The sequence below is a fragment of the Acinetobacter sp. 226 genome (assembly GCF_048147925.1).
In the GTDB taxonomy this organism is placed as follows: domain Bacteria; phylum Pseudomonadota; class Gammaproteobacteria; order Pseudomonadales; family Moraxellaceae; genus Acinetobacter; species Acinetobacter pecorum.
Genome location: NZ_JAYWYX010000007.1, coordinates 110,795 through 135,574 on the forward strand (window position 1 = coordinate 110,795; position 24,780 = coordinate 135,574).

The following is a 24,780-nucleotide window of genomic DNA, read 5'->3' on the forward strand; positions in this document are numbered from 1 at the left end:
GATATGCATACCTCAACAACAAGTACTGCGGCGCTGGAGCCGTGGAGCATAGAACAATTACAGCAGGCCACCCAAGGCTACTGGCTGAATGATAAAAAGCCTGCAGGCCAGATCAAGCGAATTTTGACCGACTCACGTGATGCAGAATCAGGTGATGCTTTTCTGGCGCTGAAAGGCGAGCGTTTTGACGCGCATGACTTTATTGCGCAAGTGGCGGCTCAAGGTTGTGACATTGCCATTGTCAGCCGGCCGGTGGATGCTGAGATTTGCCAGCTGGTGGTAGAAGATACCCGTCTGGCATTGGGATTGTTGGGGGCTTATCGCCGTCAGCAGAATCCTCAGCTCAAAGTGATTGCCTTGACCGGCAGCAGTGGTAAAACCACGACTAAAGAAATGCTGGGGAGCATCCTGTCGCGTCTTGCGCCGACCTTGGTGACGCGTGGTAATTTGAATAATGACCTTGGTGTGCCAGTAATGTTGCTGGAGCTGCGTCCTGAACATCAATATGCGGTGATGGAACTCGGTGCAAGTCATCAGGGTGAAATTGATTACACTTCAAACATGGTGCAGCCGCATGTAGCCGGAATCATTAATATCGGAACTGCACACTTGGGTGAATTTGGCGGCCGTGACGGAATTTGTCGTGCAAAATCCGAAATTTATGCGCATATCTCTGAGACTTCGATTATTCCCGCTGCCGATGATTTTGCTGAAGCCATTCGTGCCGCAGTAAGAACTGAAAAAAGCTTGAGTTTTGGTACGGGTGGTGAGGTCTATGCCAGCGATATGGTGCTTGAAGCTCAATCTTCAAGCTTTACACTGAATACTCCACAAGGCGCGACAACAGTTCAGTTACCATTTGCCGGCGAGCATAATATCGAAAATGCCACAGCTGCCGCTGCATTTGCCTTGGCGATCGGTATTAATCTTGATGATATCGTGGCTGGTCTGGAACAGGCAGTCGGTGCCAAAGGTCGCTTAAACTTTATTCCGCACAAAGAATTTTTATTTATTGATGACACCTACAATGCCAATCCGGGCTCGATGCGAGCAGCGGCTGAAGTGTTAGCACAGCAGCAAGGCATCCGGGTGATGGTCACCGGCGATATTGGTGAACTCGGTTCATCTGCCGCAATCGAGCATTACAAGCTCGGTCGGGATCTGGTCTCGGTAAAAGGTATTAATTTTGTGGTGGCTGTGGGTGAATTCGCTCCTGCCGCACAAGAAGGTGCCCGTAGTACGCAATATGGTAAGAAAATGCAGGCTTTCCTGAATCAGGAGCAGGCCTTACCGTTTTTAATTGATTTGATTGAAACACATCATCCCCAGCCGATATCTTTGCTGTTCAAAGGGTCGCGTTATACCCATATGGAAACATTGATGGCTGCATTGATGGAGAAACTCTAAATGCTGTTATGGCTATTTGACCATCTGGCGGGCTTTGATAGCACGTTTCAGGTAGTTCGTTATTTAACTTTACGTGCTCTGCTAAGTGTCTTGACGGCAATGACCATTGGTTTGGTCTTGGGCCCGATCATGATCCGCAAACTGCAGGCGCTGAAATATGGTCAGGCGGTCAGTTCGTTTGCTCCTGAAAATCATGCCAAGAAAATGGGCACACCGACCATGGGTGGGGTGCTGATCCTGTTATCCATCGGGATTTCGACTTTGCTCTGGGCGGACCTGTCTAATCCTTATGTCTGGATTGTGCTGGCGGTAATGGTAATTTTTGGGGCCGTGGGCTGGGCTGATGACTGGATTAAGATCCGTTATAAAGACAATGCCGGTTTGCCTGCGAAGAAAAAATTCTTCTGGACTTCAGTGGGTTCGTTGGGTGCTGGTATTGCCTTGTATGTGATTGCACAGCAGCAGGCCAATCCGGTGCATACCGCCAATATGCTGGACCTGCTGATTCCATTCTTTAAGGATCTAACCATTCCTTTGTCGGTGATCCCATTGGGTATTGGCTTCATTATTTTCACTTACTTCGTGATTAATGGGGCATCCAATGCAGTGAACCTGACCGATGGTCTGGATGGTCTGGCGATCATGCCGATTGTACTGGTGGCTGCAGGTTTGGGCGTATTCGCTTACCTCGCGGGTGATGTGCGTTTCGCCAACTACCTGCATATTCCTTATGTGAAATACTCGTCTGAGCTGGTGGTGATCTGTGCAGCCATGATCGGTGCCGGTCTGGCATTTCTCTGGTATAACGCCCATCCGGCCCAGGTATTTATGGGAGATGTTGGAGCCTTATCCCTCGGTGCGATGCTGGGTACCATTGCTGTCATGGTTCGTCAGGAAATCGTGTTTGCGATTATGGCGGGTGTATTTCTGGTTGAGGCGATTTCAGTATTCTTGCAGATCGGTTCATTAAGAATGCGTAATAAACGCGTATTTCTGATGGCGCCGCTACATCATCATTATGAAAAGAAAGGCTGGCGTGAAACCCAGGTGGTGATCCGTTTCTGGATTATTACGATTATGCTGGTAGTTTTGGGCCTAATGACCTTAAAATTGCGCTAAGAAATGCATGAGAAAAAGTCGGCGCATGCCGGCTTTTTTGTTTTGGAGAAAATGATGAATTTACTCATGTGCCCAGTCTGTCGCCAGCAGTTGAGCTTAAATGAAAGAACATGGCGATGTGAGAATCATCATAGCTACGATGTGGCCAAACAAGGTTATGTGAATCTGCATGTAGTTCAGCATAAGCATAGTAAAAATCCGGGTGATACACCTGAATCGGTACAGGCGCGCCGTGCATTCCTGAGTGCAGGTCATTATGTGCCCCTACAGCAGGCTGTGGTCGAGAAAATCCGAGACTTACGGATTGAAAACCTGCTGGATATCGGCTGTGGCGAAGGCTATTACACCAATGCCATGCAGGCTGAAGTGCTGCAATGTGTGGGGGTCGATATTGCCAAGAATGCAGTTCAGGTGGCTGCCAGACTGAATAAAGACATTACTTGGGTGGTGGGAACCGGGGCAACCTTGCCAGTACTGGATGAATCGATTGATCTCTGTACCAGTTTATTCAGTCCGATTCCAAAACAGGAAATCCTGCGGGTATTAAAGCCAAAATCTTATCTGATGGTGGTAACACCGGCACCACAACATTTATATGCCATGCGTGAAGCACTGTTTGGAGAAGTCAAACCACATGAGCCACAAAAGTTTGTTGAGCAACTGCAAGATGAATTTGATCTGGTTCGTGAGCAGGTAATTGATGCACCAATGATTTTGCCACAGGCTGATTTAAAAAACCTGATTGCCATGACCCCTTATGCCTATAAAGCCAAACCGGAACGCCGTCTGGCTCTGGAGCAACATGACCGGTTTGAACTGATGGCACAGTTCCAGATTTTCTTGTTCCAGAAGAAATAAAAATTGAATATATAAAAGCCCTCAACTGAGGGCTTTTATTTTTATATAGCAGCAGATTACTGGACTTCTTCGATCAGGTTTTCCAGGGAGTCTACCCGGTTCGGCTGTAGCGGCTGTTCTGGCGATACAGATTCATTACCTGGTAAGCGTGTTGGCTGATCCGGTAAATCCTCAAAATCATTTTGCTGACGTTTTGGCACGACAACTGGAGCGGGGCGGTAAAGTGCTGTCGCCAGAGGTGGAGAAGCCGGATGATTTTGCGGCTCCTCACCCTGAACCACCTTGTTGCGATTTACAGGTGCCTTGGCATTACGGTCTAAACGTACCCAGGCTTCCGGTTGGCCTTTTAATGCCTTGCCCATAAAATCGGTCCAGATCGGTAAAGCTGCTACACCACCATATTCACGGCGACCTAAAGTCGTCGGCTGGTCAAAACCGACCCAGGTAACCGTTACCAGCTTGCCATTGAAGCCGGCAAACCAGGCATCTTTGGCATCATTGGTGGTACCGGTTTTACCACCAATATCACTACGACCAATTCTTAATGCGGCACGACCGGTACCATGCTGAATGACATCACGTAGAATATTGGCCATGTCATAGGCAGAGCTGGATTTTAAAATACGTTCTGCCTGACGATAATTGCTGTCTTCATCTGAAATTTTCGGGGTCTCGGGTTTCTGGCCCAAGGTCGTATTGTTGATTGCAATTACTTCATCATCGGCGGTAATGGGGTCAGTGACTTGAACGGGTTCTTCTTTTTCATTAATACATGAAATGCACGCATATTCAGGCTTGGCTTCAAAGATGGTGTTGCCATAGGCATCTTCAATACGCGTAATAAAGTGCGGCTGAATTCGGTAACCGCCATTAGCAAAGGTAGCATAACCGGTGGCCATCTGAATTGGAAGAACCTGCGGCGTACCCAAGGCAATGGTATAGTTACGTGGAATCTGACTGTCCTGTAAACCAAAGTCCATAAATAACTGACGTGTACGTTCAATTCCGACCGTCTGCAATAAGCGCACTGAGACTGTATTACGTGACAGATAAAGGGCACGGCGTAACGGGATCATGCCAAGATAACGTCCATCCGAGTTACGCGGTGACCATTTGCCAATGGTAATAGGTGCATCATTGACCATAGTATGTGGCGTCATGCCACGTTCTAAAGCCAGTGCATAAACAAAAGGCTTAATAGTAGACCCAGGTTGACGCCAGCCTTGGATGGCCCGGTTAAATTTTGACTGATAAAAATTATATCCGCCCACAATAGCTTCAATTGCACCATTATTTGGATTGATAGCAATCAGCTGTCCTTGTACTTTGGGAATCTGTACCAGTGACCAAGAGGTTTTATTTTCATTGGGTCTTAAACGGACAATATCTTTGACTTTAACAATCTGGGAGGCTTTGCCGGGTGCCCCGCCTACACTGTTAACGTTACGAAAGCGACGTGCCCAAGACATGCCTGACCACGGAACAGTCACGCTGCTCCCATCCTGCATGAGTGCTTCAAAACTGGAAGTGCCTACCTTGGTTACTTGCGCAGGGTAGGTATTGGCATAGGCGCGGAAATTTTCAAGGGGTTGATCATGTGCTTCAGCTCCTCGCCAGCCGTGTCGACGGTCATAGGCTTCTAAACCTTCTTGTACCGCTTGCTCGGCATAGGTCTGACGTTCACTATGAATAGTGGTATAGACTCTATAACCAGAATCGATCGCCTGTTCACCAAAGTTTTGTACCAGCTCAGAACGTACCATTTCACCCACATAAGGGAATTTATTACGGGTACTGCGATCCGGCATGTCCAGATTAATCGGTTCAGCAATGGCCTGCTGATACTGGCTCTGGTTTAAATAGCCCAATTGCAGCATACGTCCCAAAATCCAGTTACGACGCTCCAAAGCACGCTTGGGATTAGCAACCGGATTATAGCGGGAAGGTGCTTTAGGCAGGCCGGCGATCATGGCCATCTGTGCATTTGAAAGTTCTTCTAGACTCTTGTTGTAGTAAATTTTAGCTGCCGCTGCGATACCATAAGCATTTTTCCCCAGGAAAATTTTATTGACATACAGGGTCAGAATTTCTTCTTTACTTAGGTTTTGCTCAATTTTACGGGCCAGAAAAATTTCAGTCAGTTTACGTTTCAAAGTCCGTTCAGGACTGAGGTAATAATTTTTTGCCACTTGCATGGTAATAGTCGAGCCACCGGTCTGGACATCCGAACCGGTCACGGTCTCGCTGAGGGCGCGTCCCAAGCTTTTAAAGCTGATGCCGCTATGCTCAAAAAAGCTGGAATCTTCCGCTGCGAGGAACGCATGAATAAACTCCTGTGGAATTTGTTCATATTTCACGGGAACTGAAAGCTTGCCACCATATTCGGCAATTAATTCATTATCTGAACTAAATACTTGTAAAGGCTTTAATAAAGGTGCCTTTTTAAGCGTGGACATTTCAGGCAAAGATGGGGCAATATAGAGATACATGCCATAGAAACCCATCGGAATTGAGATCAGTATAATGATAATGATCAAAAAAAATGGATGAACAAGGCCTGAACAAGATAGCTTTTTCATAACAAGTAAGTTTTAATAAGAGCTAATGGCGAACTAATTACCGGTCAGTATATCCTGTCGATATCCATATTGTTAGATCAGTTATTGTATCTATATAAAATTATAGGCTGGACCAATTGGTAAGTTAGATTGAATTGGGGACAAAAAAATAATAGGAAGTATATTGTGCGCAGGTTATATCGTAAACCGAATAAGGGGTTAATAGGAGTCGATATTAGTTCGACTTCTGTTAAGGTTTTAGAACTTTCTGTAAAAAGTGGCCGTTATTGGGTAGAGAGTTATGCTTTGGTCCCATTATCGGAAAACAGTGTTGTTGAAAAAAATGTCTTAAATCCAGAAGCAGTTGCTGATGCCCTTGGGCGCGCAATTAATTTGGGCAATACCCAGTCGAATCAGACCGCTTTTGCAATACCCACCTCAATGGCGATCACCAAGATCATTGAGATGGATGCAGATATGTCGGATGACGAACGTGAAGTTCAGATTCGTGAAGATGCGGAACAATATATTCCTTTCCCTCTCGATGAAGCCAGTCTGGATTTTGAAGTTCTGCCAGACCGTCTTGCCAATCCGAACCGGGTAAATGTGCTGCTGGTCGCGACCCGCATCGAAAATGTCGAAGCACGTTCCGAAGTTTTGGAAATTGCCGGACTGACACCCAAGATTGCAGATGTAGAAAGCTTTGCACTGGAAAATGCCTTTAAAGTATTTTCAGATACTTTGCCAATGGGGGTTAATACGGTCGGTATTTTAGATATTGGGCATAGTATGACCACCTTGTCGGTCATGCAGAATAACAAGATTATTTATACCCGTGAGCAGGTGTTTGGCGGCAAGCAGTTGACTCAGGAAATTCAGAACCGTTATGGATTGTCATTTGAAGAAGCTGGGCGTGCTAAAAAAACCCGTGCCTTGCCAGATGATTATGATATTGAAGTGCTGGAACCTTTTCTGGATGCGGTGGTACAGCAGGCGGCCCGTTCATTGCAATTCTTCTTTTCATCTTCTCAGTTCAATGAAATCGACCATATTTTACTGGCCGGCGGAAATGCCAATATTCCAGGGCTGGCAAAATTATTACAACAAAAACTCGGTTACCGTGTCACGATCGCGAATCCATTTTTGCAAATGGGCTTTTCTCCGCAAATTGATATTAAAAAAATTGAAAATGACGCGTCATCACTCATGGTTGCATGTGGATTGGCCTTAAGGAGTTTTGATTAATGGCAAGAATTAACTTACTTCCTTGGCGTGATGAGCTAAGAATTAAAAGAAATAATGAATTTGTGGCGATTTGTGTGGGGGCGCTGTTCTTAGGATTAGCAGCAGCTGGTTCTACCTGGTTTTACTATGATCAAAAACTTCAGGATCATGAACAGGCCAATCAGCTGATTCAAAGCACCAACCAGAATCTGGATGTACAGTTAAAGGCACTAGAAGGTTTGCAAGAACAGCGTAATGCGATTGTCGAGCGGATGAAACTGATTCAGGGATTACAGACCCAGCGTCCGATTGCAGTACATCTGATTGATGAAATTGTGCGGGTCACCCCAAGCAATATGTACATCACCAAATTCCAGCGTACCGGCGATAAATTTACCATTGAAGGTAAAGCTGAGAGTCCTAATACCGTAGCTGAACTGCTACGCAATCTGGAAGCTTCATCTTGGTATCGGAATGCCTTTATGAACGCTTTCCTGGTGGCTGAAGAAGCCAAAGAAAAGGCGCCGAGCTCGATTATTCCACGTGTGGAAGAATCTTATGGCAGTTTTACTGTAACTGTAGATCTGGATCAGATCGCTCAGCCAGTACTTAACGAAGAACAACAAGCAGTTACTACAACTACGGGGGCATCATCATGAGTAATGACGAGTACGATGAGTTCAACCAGGATGTCGTCGCTGTACCCAAAAATAAAATGACTGTTGAAAAGTTTTTTCAACAATTCAATACCTTAGATCCAAATAATTATGGTAGCTGGCCTTTAGCGGTCAAAATTACCTGCTGGATCTTCATTGCTGCATTGGCATTTGCGGTGATTTACTTTGTCATGATCAGAAGCACGATTGAATCGATTTCGCAAGCCAGTGCCCAAGAACAAAACCTGCTGAATGAATTTCGCGAAAAAGAATCCAAATTACGCAACTTACAACAATATCAAATCCAGCTGCAGGAAATGGAAGCCCGTTTTAACCAGCAGTTAGAACAATTGCCGAAAGAAACTGAAATTCCGGGTCTGGTTGAAGATATTAACCTGAGCGGCGTGAATTCAGGCCTGAAGTTTAAAAATATCCGACTGGAACCTGAAATTAAGCAAGAATTCTTTATTGAGCAGCCAATTGCGATTGAAGCTACTGGGGATTATCACGCTTTTGGTTCCTTTGTGAGCAGTATTGCCGGCTTGTCACGTATCGTTACGCTACATGATTTCACGATTACCGGTACTGAAAACAAAGAGAAAAAATCTGAAATTCCAGTTATTGATTATGTGGTAAAAGCCAAAACTTATCGTTATGTCGGTAATGCTGAAGGTGCTGCAATGCCAGCAGCTGATAGCACGGCTCAGGGGGCGCAGTAATGAAAAAAATTAAAATTACTTCGGCTTTAACGCTCGGGTTTTTATTAGTGGGATGTGATTCCCGTATTGATGCGGTCAATCAGGAAATGGCCAATATTCGTAATCAGCCGCCTTTGCCGATTGAACCTGCGCCTGATTTTATGCCAGTTGAAACCTTTAATTATGCAGCGCACCAGATCAAAAGCCCATTTTTACCAAGTTCTCTGGCTGCTGAACTGAAAATTATGGCCGGGAAACGGGTTTATCCAAATTTGTCACGTCAGTTGCAACCACTAGAAAGTTATCCGCTGGAAACCTTGACCATGAAAGGCAGTATGCGTAATCAGGCGGGACAGATTCTGGCTTTAATCCAGACCCCTGATGGTGAGGTTGAGCGGATTCAGCGTGGCAGCTATATGGGACTTAATCATGGTCGTGTAATTGGAATTACACCGACACAGATCAATCTGATTGAGATTATTCCAGATGGCCGTGAGGGATATGTGGAACGTCCGCGGAGCCTGGTTCTCATCGGGCCGGCGCCATAAGGTTTTAAAGGAATAACAATGAATAAGAGTATTAAAGAATTTATTTTTGGGGATGCTAATACAATGAATCGTGTGTTTCGTCAGTTTTCAATGGGTGCTGTTGCGATTGCGGTGATGCAAGCAGCCAGCGCACAAGTGGCCGTAACGAATGTGGTACCTATGCAGCTTCCTGGTCAAGGAACTGAAATTCGGGTGATGTTTAATGGTTTACCACCTCAACCACAAGCCTATCAGTTAGAATCACCGTCACGTTTGATTCTGGACTTTGACAAGGCCCAACAGAATTTAAAACAAAGCAAAATTCCGGTCGCAACGCGTGAAGCCAGTTCAGTGGAGGTCACTTCGGATGCACAGCGTGCCCGTTTGACGGTTAATCTGACAGATGCAGGTGCCTTTACCACTCGAGTAGAAGGCAATACTTTTATTCTTAAAATTAACTCGGCAACTCCTGTAGCCATAGCTCAACCTGTGCAGCAACAGTCAGCTCAGGGTATTAGTAATATTGGTTTCCAGCGCGGTGCGCAAGGTGAAGGCCAGGTCGTTATTGATCTATTAGGAAATAATACTCCTGTTGATGTACAGCAGCAGGGTACCAAGGTTATTGTGCGCACTTTAGGTTCCAAGATTCCGGCTCATTTGACCCGCCGTCTTAATGTGACAGATTTCGCGACTCCGGTATCAAGTGTGGATGCTGTGAATCAAAATGGTTCAGGAGTCATTACGATTCAGTCTGCGGAAAGTTATGAATATATGGCTTATCAGACTGATAACAAACTGACCATCAGCTTGAAACGACCAGAAGCCAAGAGTCCATTGCGTCCTAAAACCGTTGCCTATACCGGTAAGAAGATTTCTTTAGATTTTCAGGATATCGAAGTCCGTCGTGTATTACAGCTCCTGGCTGATTTTACCGATATCAATATGGTGGCTGCAGATAGTGTGCAAGGTAATATTACCTTGCGCTTGAAAGAGGTACCTTGGGATCAGGCGCTGGACATTGTGCTGAAAACCAAAAATCTGGATAAACGCCGCAATGGCAATGTGATCTGGATCGCACCAGTTACAGAGCTGATAAAGGCTGAAGAGGAAGAAGCTAAGGCGATTAAGCAGAGTGTTGCACTTGCGCCTATCCAGACGGAATATATGCAGCTCAGTTATGCCAAAGCCGCTGATATTGAGAAACTGATTACGCAGAATAAAGGCGCATCTAGTTCAGGCGGCTCGAACAGTACGAATAATAATGAGGGTGGGGAAAGTTTATTAAGTTCCCGTGGTTCTGTGTCTGTTGATGCACGAACCAATACCATTATTGTGAATGATACCCAGCTCTTTATTGATAAAATTCGAAATATGGTAGATCTGCTTGATGTACAGGTGAAGCAGGTGATGGTCGAAGCGCGTATTGTTCGTGCAACTACAGACTTTACCAAAGAGATGGGAGTGAAATGGGGAATTCTGTCTCAAGGGATTACCAACAATGATAGTCTTCTGGTCGGTGGTAGTGACACGACGTTATGGGATCTCAGAGATCCTCAAGAAAATGATTTGGGTGGGTATACCTATGATATTCAGCGTCCACAAAACCTAAATGTGGATTTGGGTGTAACCAGTCCAGGTGCCAGTCGTATCGCCTTTGGTTTAATCAGTCTCTCTGATTTTATGCTGGATCTTGAGTTGTCTGCACTTCAGGCAGATGGCTATGGTGAGGTGATTTCTACCCCTAAAGTACTGACTGCGGACAAGCAGAAAGCAACTGTTGCCTCTGGTTCTCAAATTCCGTATCAGTCAGCAGAGGGTGGTGGTGCGAATGCAGTATCTACTACGGAATTTATTGATGCTACGCTAAGTCTGGATGTCACACCAAGCATTACGCCAGATGGTAAAGTACAGATGGAACTCAATATTACCAGTGACTCACCGGGTAACCCGACACCGACAGGACAGCTGACTATTAACAAAAACCAGATTACTACCAATGTTTTGGTCGATAATGGTGAAACCGTGGTTCTGGGCGGTATTTTTGAGCAGGAAACCCGTAATGCACAAACCAAGGTGCCATTCCTGGGGGATATTCCTTATGTAGGACGTTTATTCCGTAAAGATTTAAAGTCGGATAATAAACGTGAGCTACTGATTTTCGTTACACCTCGAATTGTTAATGACAGTGTTTCAAGAAATCATTAATATATTTTGAATTTAACAAAACGAATAGGTGACTCCTTGCCAAGCAACGAGTTTGAAACCCTGCCAAATATTTATTTGGTAGGGCCGATGGGGGCCGGGAAAACAACAGTAGGACGACATCTCGCAGAATTGTTAGGGCGTGAATTTCTAGACAGTGATCATGAAATTGAACGTAAAACAGGCGCGACCATTCCCTGGATTTTTGAAAAAGAAGGGGAGCAGGGTTTCCGTGACCGTGAAACTGCTGTCATTAATGACCTTACCTCACGTCCCCATCTGGTTTTAGCCACTGGCGGTGGTGCCATTACTCAGACCTTAAATCGGGATTATCTGAAACAGCGCGGAATTGTTGTCTATCTCTATACGCCGGTTGAAATTCAACTGCAACGCACCTATCGCGATAAAAACCGTCCCCTCCTTCAAGTCGAAAATCCGGAACAAAAGTTGCGTGATTTACTGGCAGTTCGTGATCCCTTGTATCGAGAAGTGGCACATCATATTATTGAGACCAATCAGGGTGCTGCACGAGATCTGGCGCAGCGGATTCTCAATCTCATTGTTTCTAAAAATTAAGTTCATTGAATCAAGTGGTTAATCAAGCATGCAAACCTTATATGTAGAACTCGGAGAACGTCGTTATCCTATTTTTATTGGAAGCGATCTGGATCCACAGGCCTTATTGGCTCCCTATATTCAGGGCAAGCAAGTGATGATTGTGAGTAATACCACAGTTGCACCACTTTATTTACAGCGTTATCAAACTGCAATTGAAGCTCTGGACAAACGTGTTGCGACTTGCATTTTGCCTGATGGTGAAAAATATAAGGATAGCCAGCATCTAAACCTGATTTTTGATGCGCTGCTTGAAGCCGGGTTTAACCGCGATTGTACTGTACTAGCATTAGGTGGTGGCGTCATTGGGGATATGGCCGGATTTGCCTCGGCCTGCTTCCAGCGCGGAGTGTATTTTATTCAGGTACCGACCACCTTGCTGTCGCAGGTCGATTCTAGTGTGGGTGGAAAAACCGGGATCAATCATCCGCTGGGTAAAAACATGATTGGCGCTTTCCAGCAGCCGCAGGTGGTGCTGGCAGATATGTCGCAGCTTGCTACTTTACCGGACCGTGAGCTTTCAGCAGGACTGGCTGAAGTGATTAAATATGCTTTACTTGGTGATGAATCATTTATGGTCTGGCTGGAAGCGAATATGGAAGGCCTGATTGCTCGTGATGAGCAGTTGCTTGCCGAAGCCGTTTACCGTTCATGTGCACATAAAGCGCGGATCGTAGCCAATGATGAGAAAGAGCAGGGTGAGCGTGCATTGCTGAACCTGGGCCATACCTTTGGACATGCGATTGAATCCTACCTGGGTTATGGGGTGTGGTTACATGGTGAGGCGGTTGCCACCGGTATGGTGATGGCTGCGGATCTGTCACAGCGTATGGGCTGGATTTCTCAAGAAGATTTAGAACGTACAAAAAAAATCATTTCTCGTGCCAAACTTCCTGTGGTTTGTCCTAAAATCCCTCTGGATGATTTTCTGGCCTATATGGCCCATGACAAAAAAGTCTTGAATGGACAATTGCGTCTGGTGTTGTTAAAGCAATTAGGCCAAGCAGTGATTACCCGGGACTTCGATTTCGAGTTAATGAAACAGGCAATTTTAGCCAATCAGGTATAGGTTTAGTTTTATGGCAGCGTTACATACTCCTTGGCAAAAGGTTCAGCATTATTTCTGGCTGGTCTGTGGAGTAGGCTGTCTTTTTGCTGCCTTGATTTTCTGGGCAGCTACTGATTCAGATGAAGTCATTGAAATTGAAAAAAAACCTGAAACCGAAGTCCAGTTGCAGATTCAGCCAGAAAAAGTCGCAACAATGACCTATCTTGGTGCACTTTCTGATGAAGTGAAACCACTTGACCTGACCACGCGTACTATCGTGAATGCCAGTCATGAACCGGAATTTCGCGGTACCAAGTTTGTTAATGAAGCGAAAAACCAGCATGCAATTGAATTGTTTCGCGTGACCAATGAAGCAATATTAAAAAGTTTCCTTAAAAAACAGCCAGATCGTAAGCCTTTTATTTACTTAAGAATATCGGGTGAAAATCAGCCAGAGCAATATGTGTTGTTATATGGTCAATTTAAGACTGCGGCACAAGCGAATCAGGCGCTTTCAACCCTCAATTTGAATTTACCTGCTTCGGTCAAGCCTAAAGTGGTACAAATCAAGCAGTATGTCAGTCTGGTAAATAGTCTGGGTTCAGAAGAATTAGCCAGTAATCAAAAGCTTTACGAAATTCATTTGAAAAATGTGCCTTTGCCAAAAATAGATGAATCGGCACGAATCAGACAGCAAACCCAGCCGGAAATCAAACTGCGTAGTCCTGATGCCGCTACAACCAGTACCACAATTGTGCGTCGTGACACCTCTGGAAATGTGGTCGATGTGCAGAAATCTGAAAGCGCTGTAGAGAGTATGCCCCAACCGCAAAACAACTCTCGTCCTAGTCAGAACACTAATCCTCGTCCTCAAAATAACGAGATTAGTGATCCATTTAATTAGTCCGGTCTAAAATAGCGCACCTAGAAAATTAAAGAATCAAAAATGAGCGCTTTTGGTGCAAAAAATGCACATTGAAAATTACCTGTCTGGCGCTTATCTGCGCTAAATCTTTGTCATCTGTATAGTTTTCATTTTTGCTCTGTTTATTGGCATGGAATTTGCTTTATTGGTGCATGAATTGAATTAATCTCCCTGTTTTAGCGCGAAAAATGATTCGATGACACTATGTGAATGTCATATTTATTCCTGATTTTTATGTTATTCATCAGCAAAATAAACTTTATTTTTTATGCATTCTGTCTGAAAAAGGACTACGCTGAAGAAATAGAGAACAATGTTTTTGCTCTATCAAGACAGTCTTCGAAAGTTCATTAAACGCAGCGCAGAGAAGAATTTAGATTGTTTAACAGCCTATTGAGGCTTCGTGAAAGAAGGGTACGCTATGCACATGCCATCGCCTAATAATGTAGCTCCCGCTCAAGGTTTATACCAACCGGATGAGTTTAAAGATAACTGTGGTTTCGGTTTAATTGCCCATATGCAGGGTGATGCAAGCCATGATCTCGTCAAGACTGCGATTCATAGTTTGAGTTGCATGACCCACCGTGGTGGTATTGCCGCAGATGGCAAGACTGGAGATGGTTGTGGTTTGCTCTTGGCGATGCCAAAAAAATTCTTCCGTGAAGAAGCAAAACGCTTAAGCGATACCACCTTAAGTGAAGTCTTTGCTGTAGGTTCGGTATTCCTGAATCTTGATCCTGCGCTTGCGGCACATGCCAAACAGGTTTTAAACAAAGAGATTGAAGCTGAAGGTTTGATCGTTCTGGCCTGGCGTGTGATTCCAACCAATGTCGATGCCCTAGGTGAAATTGCTTTGCAATCGATGCCAGCATTTGAACAGATTATTGTTAATTGCCCGATGGGCGTGACTGAGGTTGAATTTAACCGTAAGTTATTCCTGGCGCGTCGTCGTGCAGAACAATTGTTGGTGAATGATACGTCTTTCTATGTCACTACTTTATGTTCAACGGTGATCAGCTATAAAGGCTTGATGATGCCAGAAGCGATTGCAGATTTTTATACAGATCTGGCAGACCCGCGTCTGGAATCGCATATTGTGGTGTTCCATCAGCGCTTCTCGACCAATACCTTGCCTCGCTGGCCGTTGGCACAGCCGTTCCGTTACCTCGCACACAATGGTGAAATCAATACTATTACTGCGAACCGTAACTGGGCCATGGCACGTGTACCAAAATTTGAAAATCCGTTATTGCCCGGTTTAACAGAATTGAATCCGATTGTGAACCGTACCGGTTCGGATTCTTCGAGCCTGGACAACATGCTGGAGATTCTGGTCGGTGGTGGCATGGATCTGTTTCGTGCCCTCCGTATGCTGGTTCCGCCTGCCTGGCAGAATGTGGAAACCTTAGATGCTGACTTGCGTGCCTTCTATGAATTCAACTCAAAACATATGGAAGCTTGGGATGGTCCTGCAGGTCTGGTGATTCAGGATGGCCGACATGCGATCTGTATGCTGGATCGTAACGGTCTGCGTCCTGCGCGTTGGGTCATTACCAAAAATGGTTATATCACGCTGGCTTCTGAAATTGGCGTCTGGGGTTATCAACCTGAAGATGTCATTTCTAAAGGACGTGTTGGCCCCGGCCAAATGCTGGTAATCGACACACAAACCGGCAAGGTGCTGGATACGCAAGATGTCAATAATCATCTAAAACGTATGCGTCCATACCGCGAATGGTTACGTGAAAATTCTGTGCGTCTGCAAGGTAGTCCAGAGCTGGAAGAATATTTATGTGATCAAGGCTTAAAAGGTGATGGCCTGAAAGCGGCACAGAAAATGTTCATGGTGACCTTTGAAGAGCGAGACCAGTTGCTGCGCCCGATTGCCGAAAGTGGTCAGGAAGCGGTAGGCTCAATGGGTGATGATACCCCAATGGCGGTATTGTCACGTCAGGTACGTCATGTATCGGATTATTTCCGCCAGCAGTTTGCACAGGTGACCAACCCCCCAATCGATCCGCTACGTGAGTCGATTGTGATGTCACTGGAAACCTGTTTTGGCCGTGAACAAAATGTATTTGAACAGGGTCCTGAACATGCTGATCGTCTGATCGTATCAAGTCCAGTACTATCCAATTCTAAAATGCATCAAATCCGTACCCTGGGTCGTGCCGGCTATGAAATTGCAGATATTGATCTGAACTATACTGAATCTGAAGGTTTGGAAGCAGCAATTGCGCGTATCTGTGAAGAATCTGCTCAAGCGATTCGTGATGGTAAAACCTTACTGGTACTTTCCGACAAGAAAATCCGTGAAGGCTACTTACCTGCCAATGCATTCATGGTGACCGGTGCTGTGCATCATCACCTGATCAAGACTGGTTTACGTACCGATGCGAATCTGATTATTGAAACCGGTTTTGCCCGTGATCCCCATCAGTTTGCAGTGCTACTTGGTTTTGGTGCAACTGCGATCTATCCATATCTGGCCTATGACGTGATCAATGATCTGGTCGCCAAAGGTGAGTTGTTGGGTGATCCGATTTATGCACAAAACAATTTCCGTAAAGGGATTGAAAAAGGTCTACTGAAAGTACTTTCGAAAATGGGTATTTCTACGGTTGCCTCTTACCGCGGCGGTCAGTTGTTTGAAGCAGTGGGCTTATCTAATGAAGTGGTGGATAAATGCTTCATCGGTGTGCCAAGTCGTATTCAGGGTGCCACTTTTGTCGATCTTGAAAATGATCAGAAACAGTTGGCGGATATTGCCTGGAAAAACCGTAAGCCAATTGATCAGGGCGGCTTGCTGAAATTTGTATTCGGCAAGGAATACCATGCCTTTAATCCGGACGTGATCAACTCGCTGCATAAAGCAGTGCGTTCGGGTAATTATGCGGACTTTAAAGAATATGCAGAACTGGTGAACAACCGTCCGATCGCAACGATCCGTGACTTATTTAAACTGAAAACAGACAACTCGATTCCAGTCGAACAAGTGGAATCTGTGGAAGAGATCCTACCTCGCTTTGACTCTGCGGGTATGTCTTTGGGTGCATTGTCACCTGAAGCACACGAAGCGATTGCGATTGCCATGAACACGATTGGCGGTCGTTCAAACTCGGGTGAGGGCGGTGAAGATCCAGCGCGTTACGGCACCATCCGTAACTCGAAAATCAAACAAATTGCATCGGGCCGTTTTGGGGTAACGCCTGCTTATTTAACATCAGCAGAAGTTCTCCAGATTAAAGTCGCGCAAGGTGCAAAACCAGGTGAAGGTGGTCAGTTGCCGGGTGGTAAAGTAAACGGTCTCATTGCCCGTTTACGTTACTCTGTGCCGGGCGTTACCCTGATTTCGCCACCTCCGCATCACGACATCTATTCAATTGAAGATTTATCACAGTTGATCTTTGATTTAAAACAGGTTAACCCACAGGCGATGGTGTCAGTCAAGCTGGTTTCTGAACCGGGTGTCGGTACGATTGCGGCAGGTGTAGCGAAAGCGTATGCCGATTTCATTACCATTTCTGGTTATGATGGCGGGACAGCGGCTTCTCCACTTTCTTCAATTCATCATGCAGGTTCACCATGGGAACTGGGTCTTTCTGAGGCACATCAGGCCCTTCGTGTGAATGACCTGCGTGGTAAAGTTCGCGTACAGACAGATGGCGGTCTGAAAACCGGTCTGGATGTCGTAAAAGCCGCAATTCTGGGTGCTGAAAGCTTTGGATTTGGTTCAACCCCAATGATCGCCTTGGGTTGTAAATACCTGCGTATCTGTCACTTGAATAACTGTGCAACCGGTGTAGCAACTCAGCAAGATCATTTACGTCAAGAGCATTATATTGGCGAGCCACAAATGTTGATCAACTTCTTCACCTTTATTGCTGAAGAAACCCGTGAATGGCTGGCAGCACTTGGTGTATCGAGTCTGAAAGACCTGATTGGCCGTACGGATCTGCTGGAAGTCTTGCCAGGTGAAACTGCAAAGCATGCACATCTTGATTTAAGTAAATTGCTTGAGTCACATCCTGCTGCAGAAGGTAAAGCACAGTACTGCGAAGTACAGGGCAATGCACCATTCGATAAAGGGATTCTGGCAGAGAAAATGGTGGATGAGATTCTGCCTGCGATTGAAGCGGGAACTGGCGGTGAGTATAGCTTTACGATCGGTAACTGTGACCGTTCGATTGGTGCCCGTCTGTCTGGTGAAATTGCGAAACGTTATGGCAACCTGAGCATGGAAGCCCATCCGGTGAAAGTTCACCTGAATGGTACTGCAGGCCAGTCGCTGGGTGTCTGGAATGCTGGTGGCTTGCATATCAGTTTGGAAGGCGATGCCAATGACTATGTCGGTAAAGGCATGGCAGGTGGTCGCATCTCGATCTTCCCGCCAAAAGGCTCGCCATTCCAGACGCAAAATACTGCGATTATTGGGAATACCTGTCTGTATGGTGCAACCGGAGGTAAATTATTTGCTGCCGGTACGGCAGGCGAACGTTTCGCAGTACGTAACTCGGGTGCATTTGCCGTAATTGAAGGTGCAGGCGATCACTGCTGTGAATATATGACCGGTGGTATTGTGACAGTGCTGGGTAAAGTTGGACATAACTTCGGTGCGGGTATGACTGGTGGTTTTGCTTATGTGCTTGATCTGGATAATGACTTCGTTGATTATTATAACCACGAGCTGATTGAGCTGAATCGTATTTCAACCGAAGCGATGGAAGAGCACAAAGCCTTCCTGGGTCGTATTCTCGATGAACATATTAAAGAAACGGGTAGTGCTTGGGCGTACAAGATCCGCCATGAGTTTGACTTCTACAGCCGCAAGTTCTGGTTGGTAAAACCAAAAGCAGCCAACTTGCAAACGCTGTTAAAAACAACTCAAGCTGATCCACAATAATTCCACTACTGCAGAAACATAGGCAGATGTAAGGCAACTGTGAACCCCTTACATCTCCCCACGGAGAGAGACATGGCAGAACGCCTGAATAATGACTTTCAATTCCTGGATGTCGCACGCCAAGATCCAGAGAAAAAAGAGATTGATGTCCGCAAAGCAGAATTTGTGGAAATTTATAAGCCTTATACCGCAGAAATTGCAGCCAACCAGACGCATCGCTGCCTAGGTTGTGGTAATCCGTATTGTGAGTGGAAATGTCCGGTACATAACTATATTCCCAACTGGTTGAAACTGGTGTCTGAAGGACGTCTGTTCCAGGCGGCTGAACTGTGTCACCAGACCAATACCTTGCCAGAAGTCTGTGGTCGTGTCTGTCCGCAAGACCGTCTGTGTGAAGGGGCGTGTACCCTCAACGACGGTTTCGGTGCAGTGACGATCGGGAATGCCGAAAAATATATCAACGACACTGCCTTTGCATTGGGCTGGCGTCCAGATATGTCCAATGTGAAATGGACAGACAAAAAAGTTGCGATCATTGGTGCAGGCCCTGCCGGACTTGGCTGTGCCGATATTTTGGTACGTGCAGGCGTAAAGCCGGTCGTGTTTGACAAGCGTCCGGAAATTGGTGGTCTTTTAACGTTTGGTATTCCAGAATTCAAAATGGAAAAAGACGTGATGAAACGCCGCCGTGAAATTTTCACGGGTATGGGGGTTGAATTCCGTCTGAACACTGAGATTGGTACAGATGTGACCATCGACCAGCTACTTTCTGATTATGATGCGGTATTCATGGGTATGGGCACCTATACTTATATGAAAGGTGGTTTTGCCGGTGAAGATCTGGATGGTGTGTATGATGCACTGGATTTCCTGATTGCGAATGTCAATCGTTGCCAAGGCTGGGAAAAAGATCCGTCTGAATACATCAGTGTTGAAGGCAAGAAAGTCATCGTTTTAGGCGGTGGTGATACAGCGATGGACTGTAACCGCACCTCAATTCGTCAAGGTGCTGAGTCGGTAGTTTGTGCTTACCGTCGTGATGAAGAAAACATGCCGGGTTCACGCCGTGAAGTGCAAAATGCGCGTGAAGAAGGGGTAAGTTTCCAGTTTAACCGTCAGCCAATCGAAGTTGTTGGTGAAAATGGTAAAGTGACCGGTGTGAAATTTATTACTACTCAGCTGGGTGAGCCGGACAGCCGCGGTCGCCGTAGTCCAGAGCCGATTCCGGGTTCAGAAGAAATTCTGCCGGCGGATGCAGTTCTACTTGCTTTTGGTTTCCGTACCAGCCCAGCAGACTGGTTCACCGATGTGGAAATCAATCTGGATGGTTCAGGTCGTGTCGTTGCCGCTGAGCAGCAACAACACAAATTCCAGACTTCGAATCCAAAAATCTTTGCTGGTGGTGATATGGTTCGTGGTTCTGATCTGGTGGTAACCGCAATCTGGGAAGGCCGTCAGGCAGCTGAAGGGATTCTGGATTATCTAGATATCTAACAGTTGAAAATTCACTGAAGTCATTCAAAAAACCCGCCACGGCGGGTTTTTTAATCTTTGATGAGTTTGAGCCCTAAAATGGAAAGCATTAAAAATATTATAAAAAGTAACAAAACTTCAGAAAATAGTGTTTAAAATCAAATTAATTATATAAATATCAATAAAGAATTGAGGACGAGACATCATGCGTGTATTAAAACAATCTCTCATAGCTTTGATGCTGGCCAGTACCTTGACCCTGAGTGGCTGTGGCTATAATACCTTGCAGGTCAAAGATGAAGCAGTAACGGCAGCTTGGTCGGAAGTCCAGAACCAGTATCAGCGCCGTGCCGATCTGGTACCTAATCTGGTCAATGTAGTCAAAGGCTATGCCTCGCATGAAGAGCAGGTTTTAACGGAAGTGACCCAAGCACGTGCCAATGTTGCCGGCCTGAAAGTAGATCGTGAAGTACTGGAAGATCCTGAACTGTTTCAGCGCTATCAGGAAGCACAGGCGCAGATGACCAGTGCCCTGTCGCGTCTTTTGGCTGTCACTGAAAATTATCCGGACCTGAAAGCCAACCAGCAGTTCCGTGATCTGCAGGTACAACTGGAAGGAACTGAAAACCGGATTGCTGTGGCACGTAACCGTTACATTACCACGGTTCAGGACTTTAACTCTTATGCACGTCAGTTCCCGCAAGTCATGACTGCCAAAGTGATCGGAATGGAGCCTAAACCGAACTTTAGCGCCGAGCAAAGTGCCCAGAAAGCTCCAACGGTTTCCTTTGAATAATAACTGACCTTTAAATAAGCGAGGAATCAGATGCCTGAGATGCTGCTGAAATACTGTGCCGGTTTGCTCCTCATATTGGGCATGGGGATAATAGCGCCTGTCTCAGCAGAAACAGCCACGGCTACGGATACTGAAGACGCGATCGTGGCCCGTGAAATTTTGCAGCCTAAAGCGGGTCAAAATGCTCCAGCTCAAAAAAGTGGAACTGAAACAGAAACTGCAGCAGCATCACAGCCACAAATTGCCAATGATATGGCTGAAGGGCAGCTTCAGCGCGACCTACCAAGTCTGAATGAACCGATCATTGACCAAGCCAATATACTCAGTGCCACTGAAAAACAGCAACTCAGTCAGCGTATTCTGAAACTCTATGAGGAAGGAAAAGGCCAGATTGGTGTAGTGATTGTGCCAACGACGGGCCAGGAAGATATTTTTGATTATTCCATGCGGGTGGCTGAGGCCTGGCAGCTTGGTTCGGCTAAACGGGATAATGGTTTGTTGATGACCATTGCTATCAATGATCGCCGTATTCAGATCTTGACCGGTTATGGTCTGGAAGGGGTGCTACCCGATATCGTGGCAGGCCGTATTATTCATGACACCATCACGCCGTATTTTAAGCAGGACCAGTATGCTCAAGGGATTGCTGCAGGTCTGACTGAAATTGAGCGGATTTTAAATCTGGATCCTGAAATTGCAGCACAGGCGGCGGATGAGCTGAAAGAGCGTCAGGAACAGGCTTATCAGGCACAAAAAGCCAGTAAAGCGACGTTGAGTAGTGTGCTGTTTATTATTGTCGCAGGTGTCGTGGGATCCATGATCTTCGGCAGAAAACTGAGCGCTGCGACTGCCGCAGTTGCAGGGACAGCTGCTGGTCTGGTCAATGGCATGGGGTTGCTTGCAAGTTTAATGATTGGTGCAGGTATATTCTTTTTATTGATTACCTCTATAGCCCAGCTGATATTACATGCCTTCTTGGCCGGTGGCGGCCGAGGCGGCGGTAGCGGTCGAGGTGGTTTTGGCGGCGGCGGCTTCGGCGGTGGCGGTGGTGGTTTTGGCGGGGGAGGAGCATCAGGCTCATGGTAACAACTACAGATACGACAGATATAGTCACGCAGCCCAAAATGGAAGAACATGCACAGCCGAGTTTTCAACGCTGGCTCAAGCATTTCTTTTATATGCCGGCCACCAAGCGCTTTTTCTCCAAACAGGATCAGCATGCGATTGCAGTGGCGGTGGAAGAAGCTGAGCATGGACATGTGGGGGAGATTCAGGTCGTGATCGAAGGCTGTCTACCTTCACGATCTGCTTATTATCAAGATACTTTATATCGGGCCCGACAGTTATTTGCTGAAATTGGGGTTTGGGATACTGAATATAATAGTGGGGTATTACTCTATTTGAATCTGTGCGAGCATAAAGTTGAAATTGTGATTGATCGAGGAATTAAAAATGCGACGACCCAGCAAGTCTGGGATGAAATCTGTCAAAACATCATTCAAAATCTGGCTCAACAGAGGTTTAAAGAAGGTGTCATTGAAGGTGTGAAGCAGATCGGAGAAGTATTGGATCAGTACTATGATCGGAAAATAGATGATTTGGAAAATGAATTAGGGAATAAACCGATTATTCTGGGGTGATTTTAGTCAACTAACTGACAGTTTTTGTCAGTTAGTTACACAAAATAAAACACAGTAGTTACAAAAATAAAAAAATTTTTTTAAAGTGCTGTTTTTTCTCTCAATTTTATTATAATAAAACTTGGCACACTTAGTGCTAAATATAAAATTAAGCTAAATGAGCTCTTTCTTTAGGCTTATAAATAAACAAAAACATTTGTGGAGAATGTTATGAATACAGTACAAAAGGGTTTTACCCTTATTGAATTAATGATTGTTGTAGCAATTATCGGTATTTTGGCTGCGATTGCGATTCCTCAGTATCAAAACTATATTGCTAAGTCGCAAGTTAGTCGTGTGATGTCGGAATTAGGTGGTATCAAAACGGCAGTAGAAAATTGTATTTTAGAAGGAAAGGCTGCTAATTGTGAATTAGGTGCAACAGCATCTAATTTACTTGGTACAGCTGTTACGAATGTTCCTGCTGGGGTAGCTGTAGATATTGATATTGCAAACAGTACAGCAACAATTACTGGTACATTTAGTGGAAGTGCAGCATCAATTTTACAAAAAGCCAATCAAAACCAATTGCGTTGGTCACGTAACGAAGCTGGTACATGGGGTTGTTCAACAAGCGTTTTAGAAAAATTCCGTCCAGCTGGTTGTTCTGCTGCGTTAAGTACAACACCACCTTCTGAAGATAAAAAATAATAAGTCATAATTTTGTACCTAAAAAAGAGCTTAATATAAGCTCTTTTTTAGGTGATTAAATCCTTTTACTGAGTTTTAATTTTAGTGAATATATTTAGAATAAAATCTATAATTATTATAATAATATCAGTTTCTATTTTATTGCTAATCTCACATTTTATATTAATTGATCGCTTAGTTTTTTGGCGTTTGATTTATCCATTACAATCTCATTTGGCAGTGTGGAATATTCATTGTAGTAGCAATGCACCAGTCTGGATGAAAGGTAGTTTAAAATATATTATAAAAAATCAAAAAAACTTATCTAATCAAATTGCCTATATAGATACTAAAAATCAAGTATATAGTTGTCAGAGTGGTTGGCAAGGTACAACCTTTTTTTCTAGCCCTTTAAATGAAAATACACGCTTTCGTTATGCAAGTTTAACTAAACTTTTGACGAGTGATGCTGTATTACAACAAGTAAATCAAGGTGAAATACATTTAGACACACCTTTTATTAGCTTATTTCCTGAATTAAAAAAAGAAAAATTTAAAGACTTACGTATACAAAAAATCAGCATTAAAAATTTATTGGAACATCGTTCAGGTTTTGATCGTATGCGTAGTGAAGATGTTGTATTTGCAATCAATAAAAAATCGTGGTGTCCCTATAGTCTAGAAGAGCTTGGAAAGTTAAAATTAGATTTTGAACCAGACCAACGCTATGCCTATGATAATCGTAATTATTGTTTATTAGGTGTTGTATTAGAGCGTATAGCAAAAAAAAATTATAGAGAGTATATTAATCAATATTATTCAATTAAAGAAAAAAATATAAAATTTGTAGATGGATATTATTATTCAGATGAAGTGAAATATGATTTTAGAAATAATAATTTCTGGATGGAGTCTGATGATAATAAATTTGATTTTAAAGCCTTATCTTCATCAGCAGGATTGTCTGGTAGTGCAAAACAGTTAGCAGTTTTAATTCGATCTATGCTGGAGTCTAAACCTTATAATATTTTATCTATCAATTTAGATACTTTGAATAATTGTATTATTCAGCAGTTTAAATCATGTAATGGTTATGCCATGTGGCAATATCGTGCTAGCTTAAATAAGCCAGTCATGTATTTTAGAAATGGTGGTCTACCTGCTGTAACTTCTTTAGCAATGGTCACAGCAAAGAAAGAGGTTGTTGTATGGATAGGTAATGGTGCTACTTTGTATAATGAGGATTATGATGAGAACTTATTAGAAAAATATTTTTATAAGGCTTTGAATGACTAAGAGATCTTATTTGTATGGTTGATACTATTAACTTAAGTAATTTATGATTTTAGAGTACAAAATATTATCTAATTTTTATTGAGTAGATCGGCAGAGTAAAACTTGAAGTGCGACATAAACCACCTAATTAATTTAAAGGGTTTATGGAGTATATAAAATTGTCATA

General features: G+C 44.5%; 19 protein-coding genes. 18 read left to right on the forward strand and 1 reads right to left on the reverse strand.

What is annotated here, in order from left to right; genetic code table 11:
- Positions 1-3 precede the first annotated feature (3 nt).
- From VXP95_RS04765 to VXP95_RS04775, 3 genes are read left to right on the forward strand one after another with little or no spacing between them, the layout of a single operon-like run.
- Positions 4-1,407 (forward strand): UDP-N-acetylmuramoyl-tripeptide--D-alanyl-D-alanine ligase, encoded by a 1,404-nt coding sequence (locus VXP95_RS04765; RefSeq protein ID WP_416711562.1) that lies wholly within the window; start codon positions 4-6, stop codon positions 1,405-1,407.
- Positions 1,408-2,526 carry a phospho-N-acetylmuramoyl-pentapeptide-transferase gene (mraY, locus tag VXP95_RS04770; protein ID WP_064094606.1) on the forward strand — a complete coding sequence of 373 codons (1,119 nt, stop codon included), beginning with the start codon at positions 1,408-1,410 and terminating at the stop codon, positions 2,524-2,526.
- Between the two features lie 54 nt (positions 2,527-2,580).
- A complete protein-coding gene (locus VXP95_RS04775) occupies positions 2,581-3,384 on the forward strand; it encodes a putative RNA methyltransferase (RefSeq protein WP_416711577.1) in 804 nt (267 codons plus the stop codon).
- Positions 3,385-3,440: 56 nt separating this feature from the next.
- On the opposite strand, the gene ponA is transcribed toward VXP95_RS04775, so the two are convergent.
- On the reverse strand, positions 3,441-5,963 hold the full coding sequence (gene ponA, locus VXP95_RS04780; RefSeq protein WP_416680935.1) for a penicillin-binding protein PBP1a: 2,523 nt from the start codon (positions 5,961-5,963) through the stop codon (positions 3,441-3,443).
- Between the two features lie 165 nt (positions 5,964-6,128).
- On the opposite strand from ponA, the gene VXP95_RS04785 reads away from it, so the two are divergent.
- The 15 genes from VXP95_RS04785 (at position 6,129) to VXP95_RS04855 (ending at position 24,614) form a co-directional block, all read left to right on the forward strand.
- Positions 6,129-7,187 (forward strand): pilus assembly protein PilM, encoded by a 1,059-nt coding sequence (locus tag VXP95_RS04785; protein ID WP_064094604.1) that lies wholly within the window; start codon positions 6,129-6,131, stop codon positions 7,185-7,187.
- Positions 7,187-7,825 carry a PilN domain-containing protein gene (locus VXP95_RS04790; RefSeq protein ID WP_064094603.1) on the forward strand — a complete coding sequence of 213 codons (639 nt, stop codon included), beginning with the start codon at positions 7,187-7,189 and terminating at the stop codon, positions 7,823-7,825. Before VXP95_RS04785 ends, VXP95_RS04790 begins: the two co-directional genes overlap by 1 nt.
- Entirely contained in the window at positions 7,822-8,541 is a 720-nt protein-coding gene (locus VXP95_RS04795) for a type 4a pilus biogenesis protein PilO (protein WP_416711564.1), read from the forward strand. The genes VXP95_RS04790 and VXP95_RS04795 overlap by 4 nt, the downstream gene beginning before the upstream one ends.
- The gene (locus VXP95_RS04800; protein WP_064094601.1) at positions 8,541-9,068 is read left to right on the forward strand and encodes a pilus assembly protein PilP; all 528 of its coding nucleotides are present in this window, start codon (positions 8,541-8,543) and stop codon (positions 9,066-9,068) included. Before VXP95_RS04795 ends, VXP95_RS04800 begins: the two co-directional genes overlap by 1 nt.
- A gap of 18 nt (positions 9,069-9,086) precedes the next feature.
- Positions 9,087-11,252, forward strand: a complete 2,166-nt coding sequence (pilQ, locus tag VXP95_RS04805) for a type IV pilus secretin PilQ (RefSeq protein ID WP_416711566.1) — start codon at positions 9,087-9,089, stop codon at positions 11,250-11,252.
- 36 nt (positions 11,253-11,288) lie between these two features.
- Entirely contained in the window at positions 11,289-11,825 is a 537-nt protein-coding gene (gene aroK / locus VXP95_RS04810; RefSeq protein ID WP_416680933.1) for a shikimate kinase AroK, read from the forward strand.
- 28 nt (positions 11,826-11,853) lie between these two features.
- A complete protein-coding gene (aroB, locus tag VXP95_RS04815; protein WP_416711568.1) occupies positions 11,854-12,933 on the forward strand; it encodes a 3-dehydroquinate synthase in 1,080 nt (359 codons plus the stop codon).
- Between the two features lie 10 nt (positions 12,934-12,943).
- A complete protein-coding gene (locus tag VXP95_RS04820) occupies positions 12,944-13,816 on the forward strand; it encodes a hypothetical protein (protein WP_416711569.1) in 873 nt (290 codons plus the stop codon).
- A 448-nt stretch (positions 13,817-14,264) separates the two neighbouring features.
- Complete coding sequence (gene gltB / locus VXP95_RS04825) at positions 14,265-18,740, forward strand: glutamate synthase large subunit (protein WP_416705892.1); 4,476 nt, start codon at positions 14,265-14,267, stop codon at positions 18,738-18,740.
- 72 nt (positions 18,741-18,812) lie between these two features.
- Positions 18,813-20,234: an FAD-dependent oxidoreductase gene (locus VXP95_RS04830; protein WP_416711571.1), complete on the forward strand. Its 1,422-nt coding sequence runs from the start codon at positions 18,813-18,815 to the stop codon at positions 20,232-20,234.
- A gap of 184 nt (positions 20,235-20,418) precedes the next feature.
- Entirely contained in the window at positions 20,419-21,009 is a 591-nt protein-coding gene (locus VXP95_RS04835; RefSeq protein ID WP_064094594.1) for a LemA family protein, read from the forward strand.
- 30 nt (positions 21,010-21,039) lie between these two features.
- Positions 21,040-22,095 (forward strand): TPM domain-containing protein, encoded by a 1,056-nt coding sequence (locus tag VXP95_RS04840; protein ID WP_416711572.1) that lies wholly within the window; start codon positions 21,040-21,042, stop codon positions 22,093-22,095.
- Positions 22,089-22,649, forward strand: coding sequence for a TPM domain-containing protein (locus VXP95_RS04845; RefSeq protein ID WP_416711573.1), 561 nt, complete (start codon positions 22,089-22,091; stop codon positions 22,647-22,649). The genes VXP95_RS04840 and VXP95_RS04845 overlap by 7 nt, the downstream gene beginning before the upstream one ends.
- Before the next feature lie 210 nt (positions 22,650-22,859).
- On the forward strand, positions 22,860-23,339 hold the full coding sequence (locus tag VXP95_RS04850) for a pilin (RefSeq protein ID WP_416711574.1): 480 nt from the start codon (positions 22,860-22,862) through the stop codon (positions 23,337-23,339).
- 84 nt (positions 23,340-23,423) lie between these two features.
- Positions 23,424-24,614, forward strand: a complete 1,191-nt coding sequence (locus tag VXP95_RS04855) for a serine hydrolase domain-containing protein (RefSeq protein WP_416711575.1) — start codon at positions 23,424-23,426, stop codon at positions 24,612-24,614.
- The last annotated feature ends 166 nt before the right edge of the window (positions 24,615-24,780 follow it).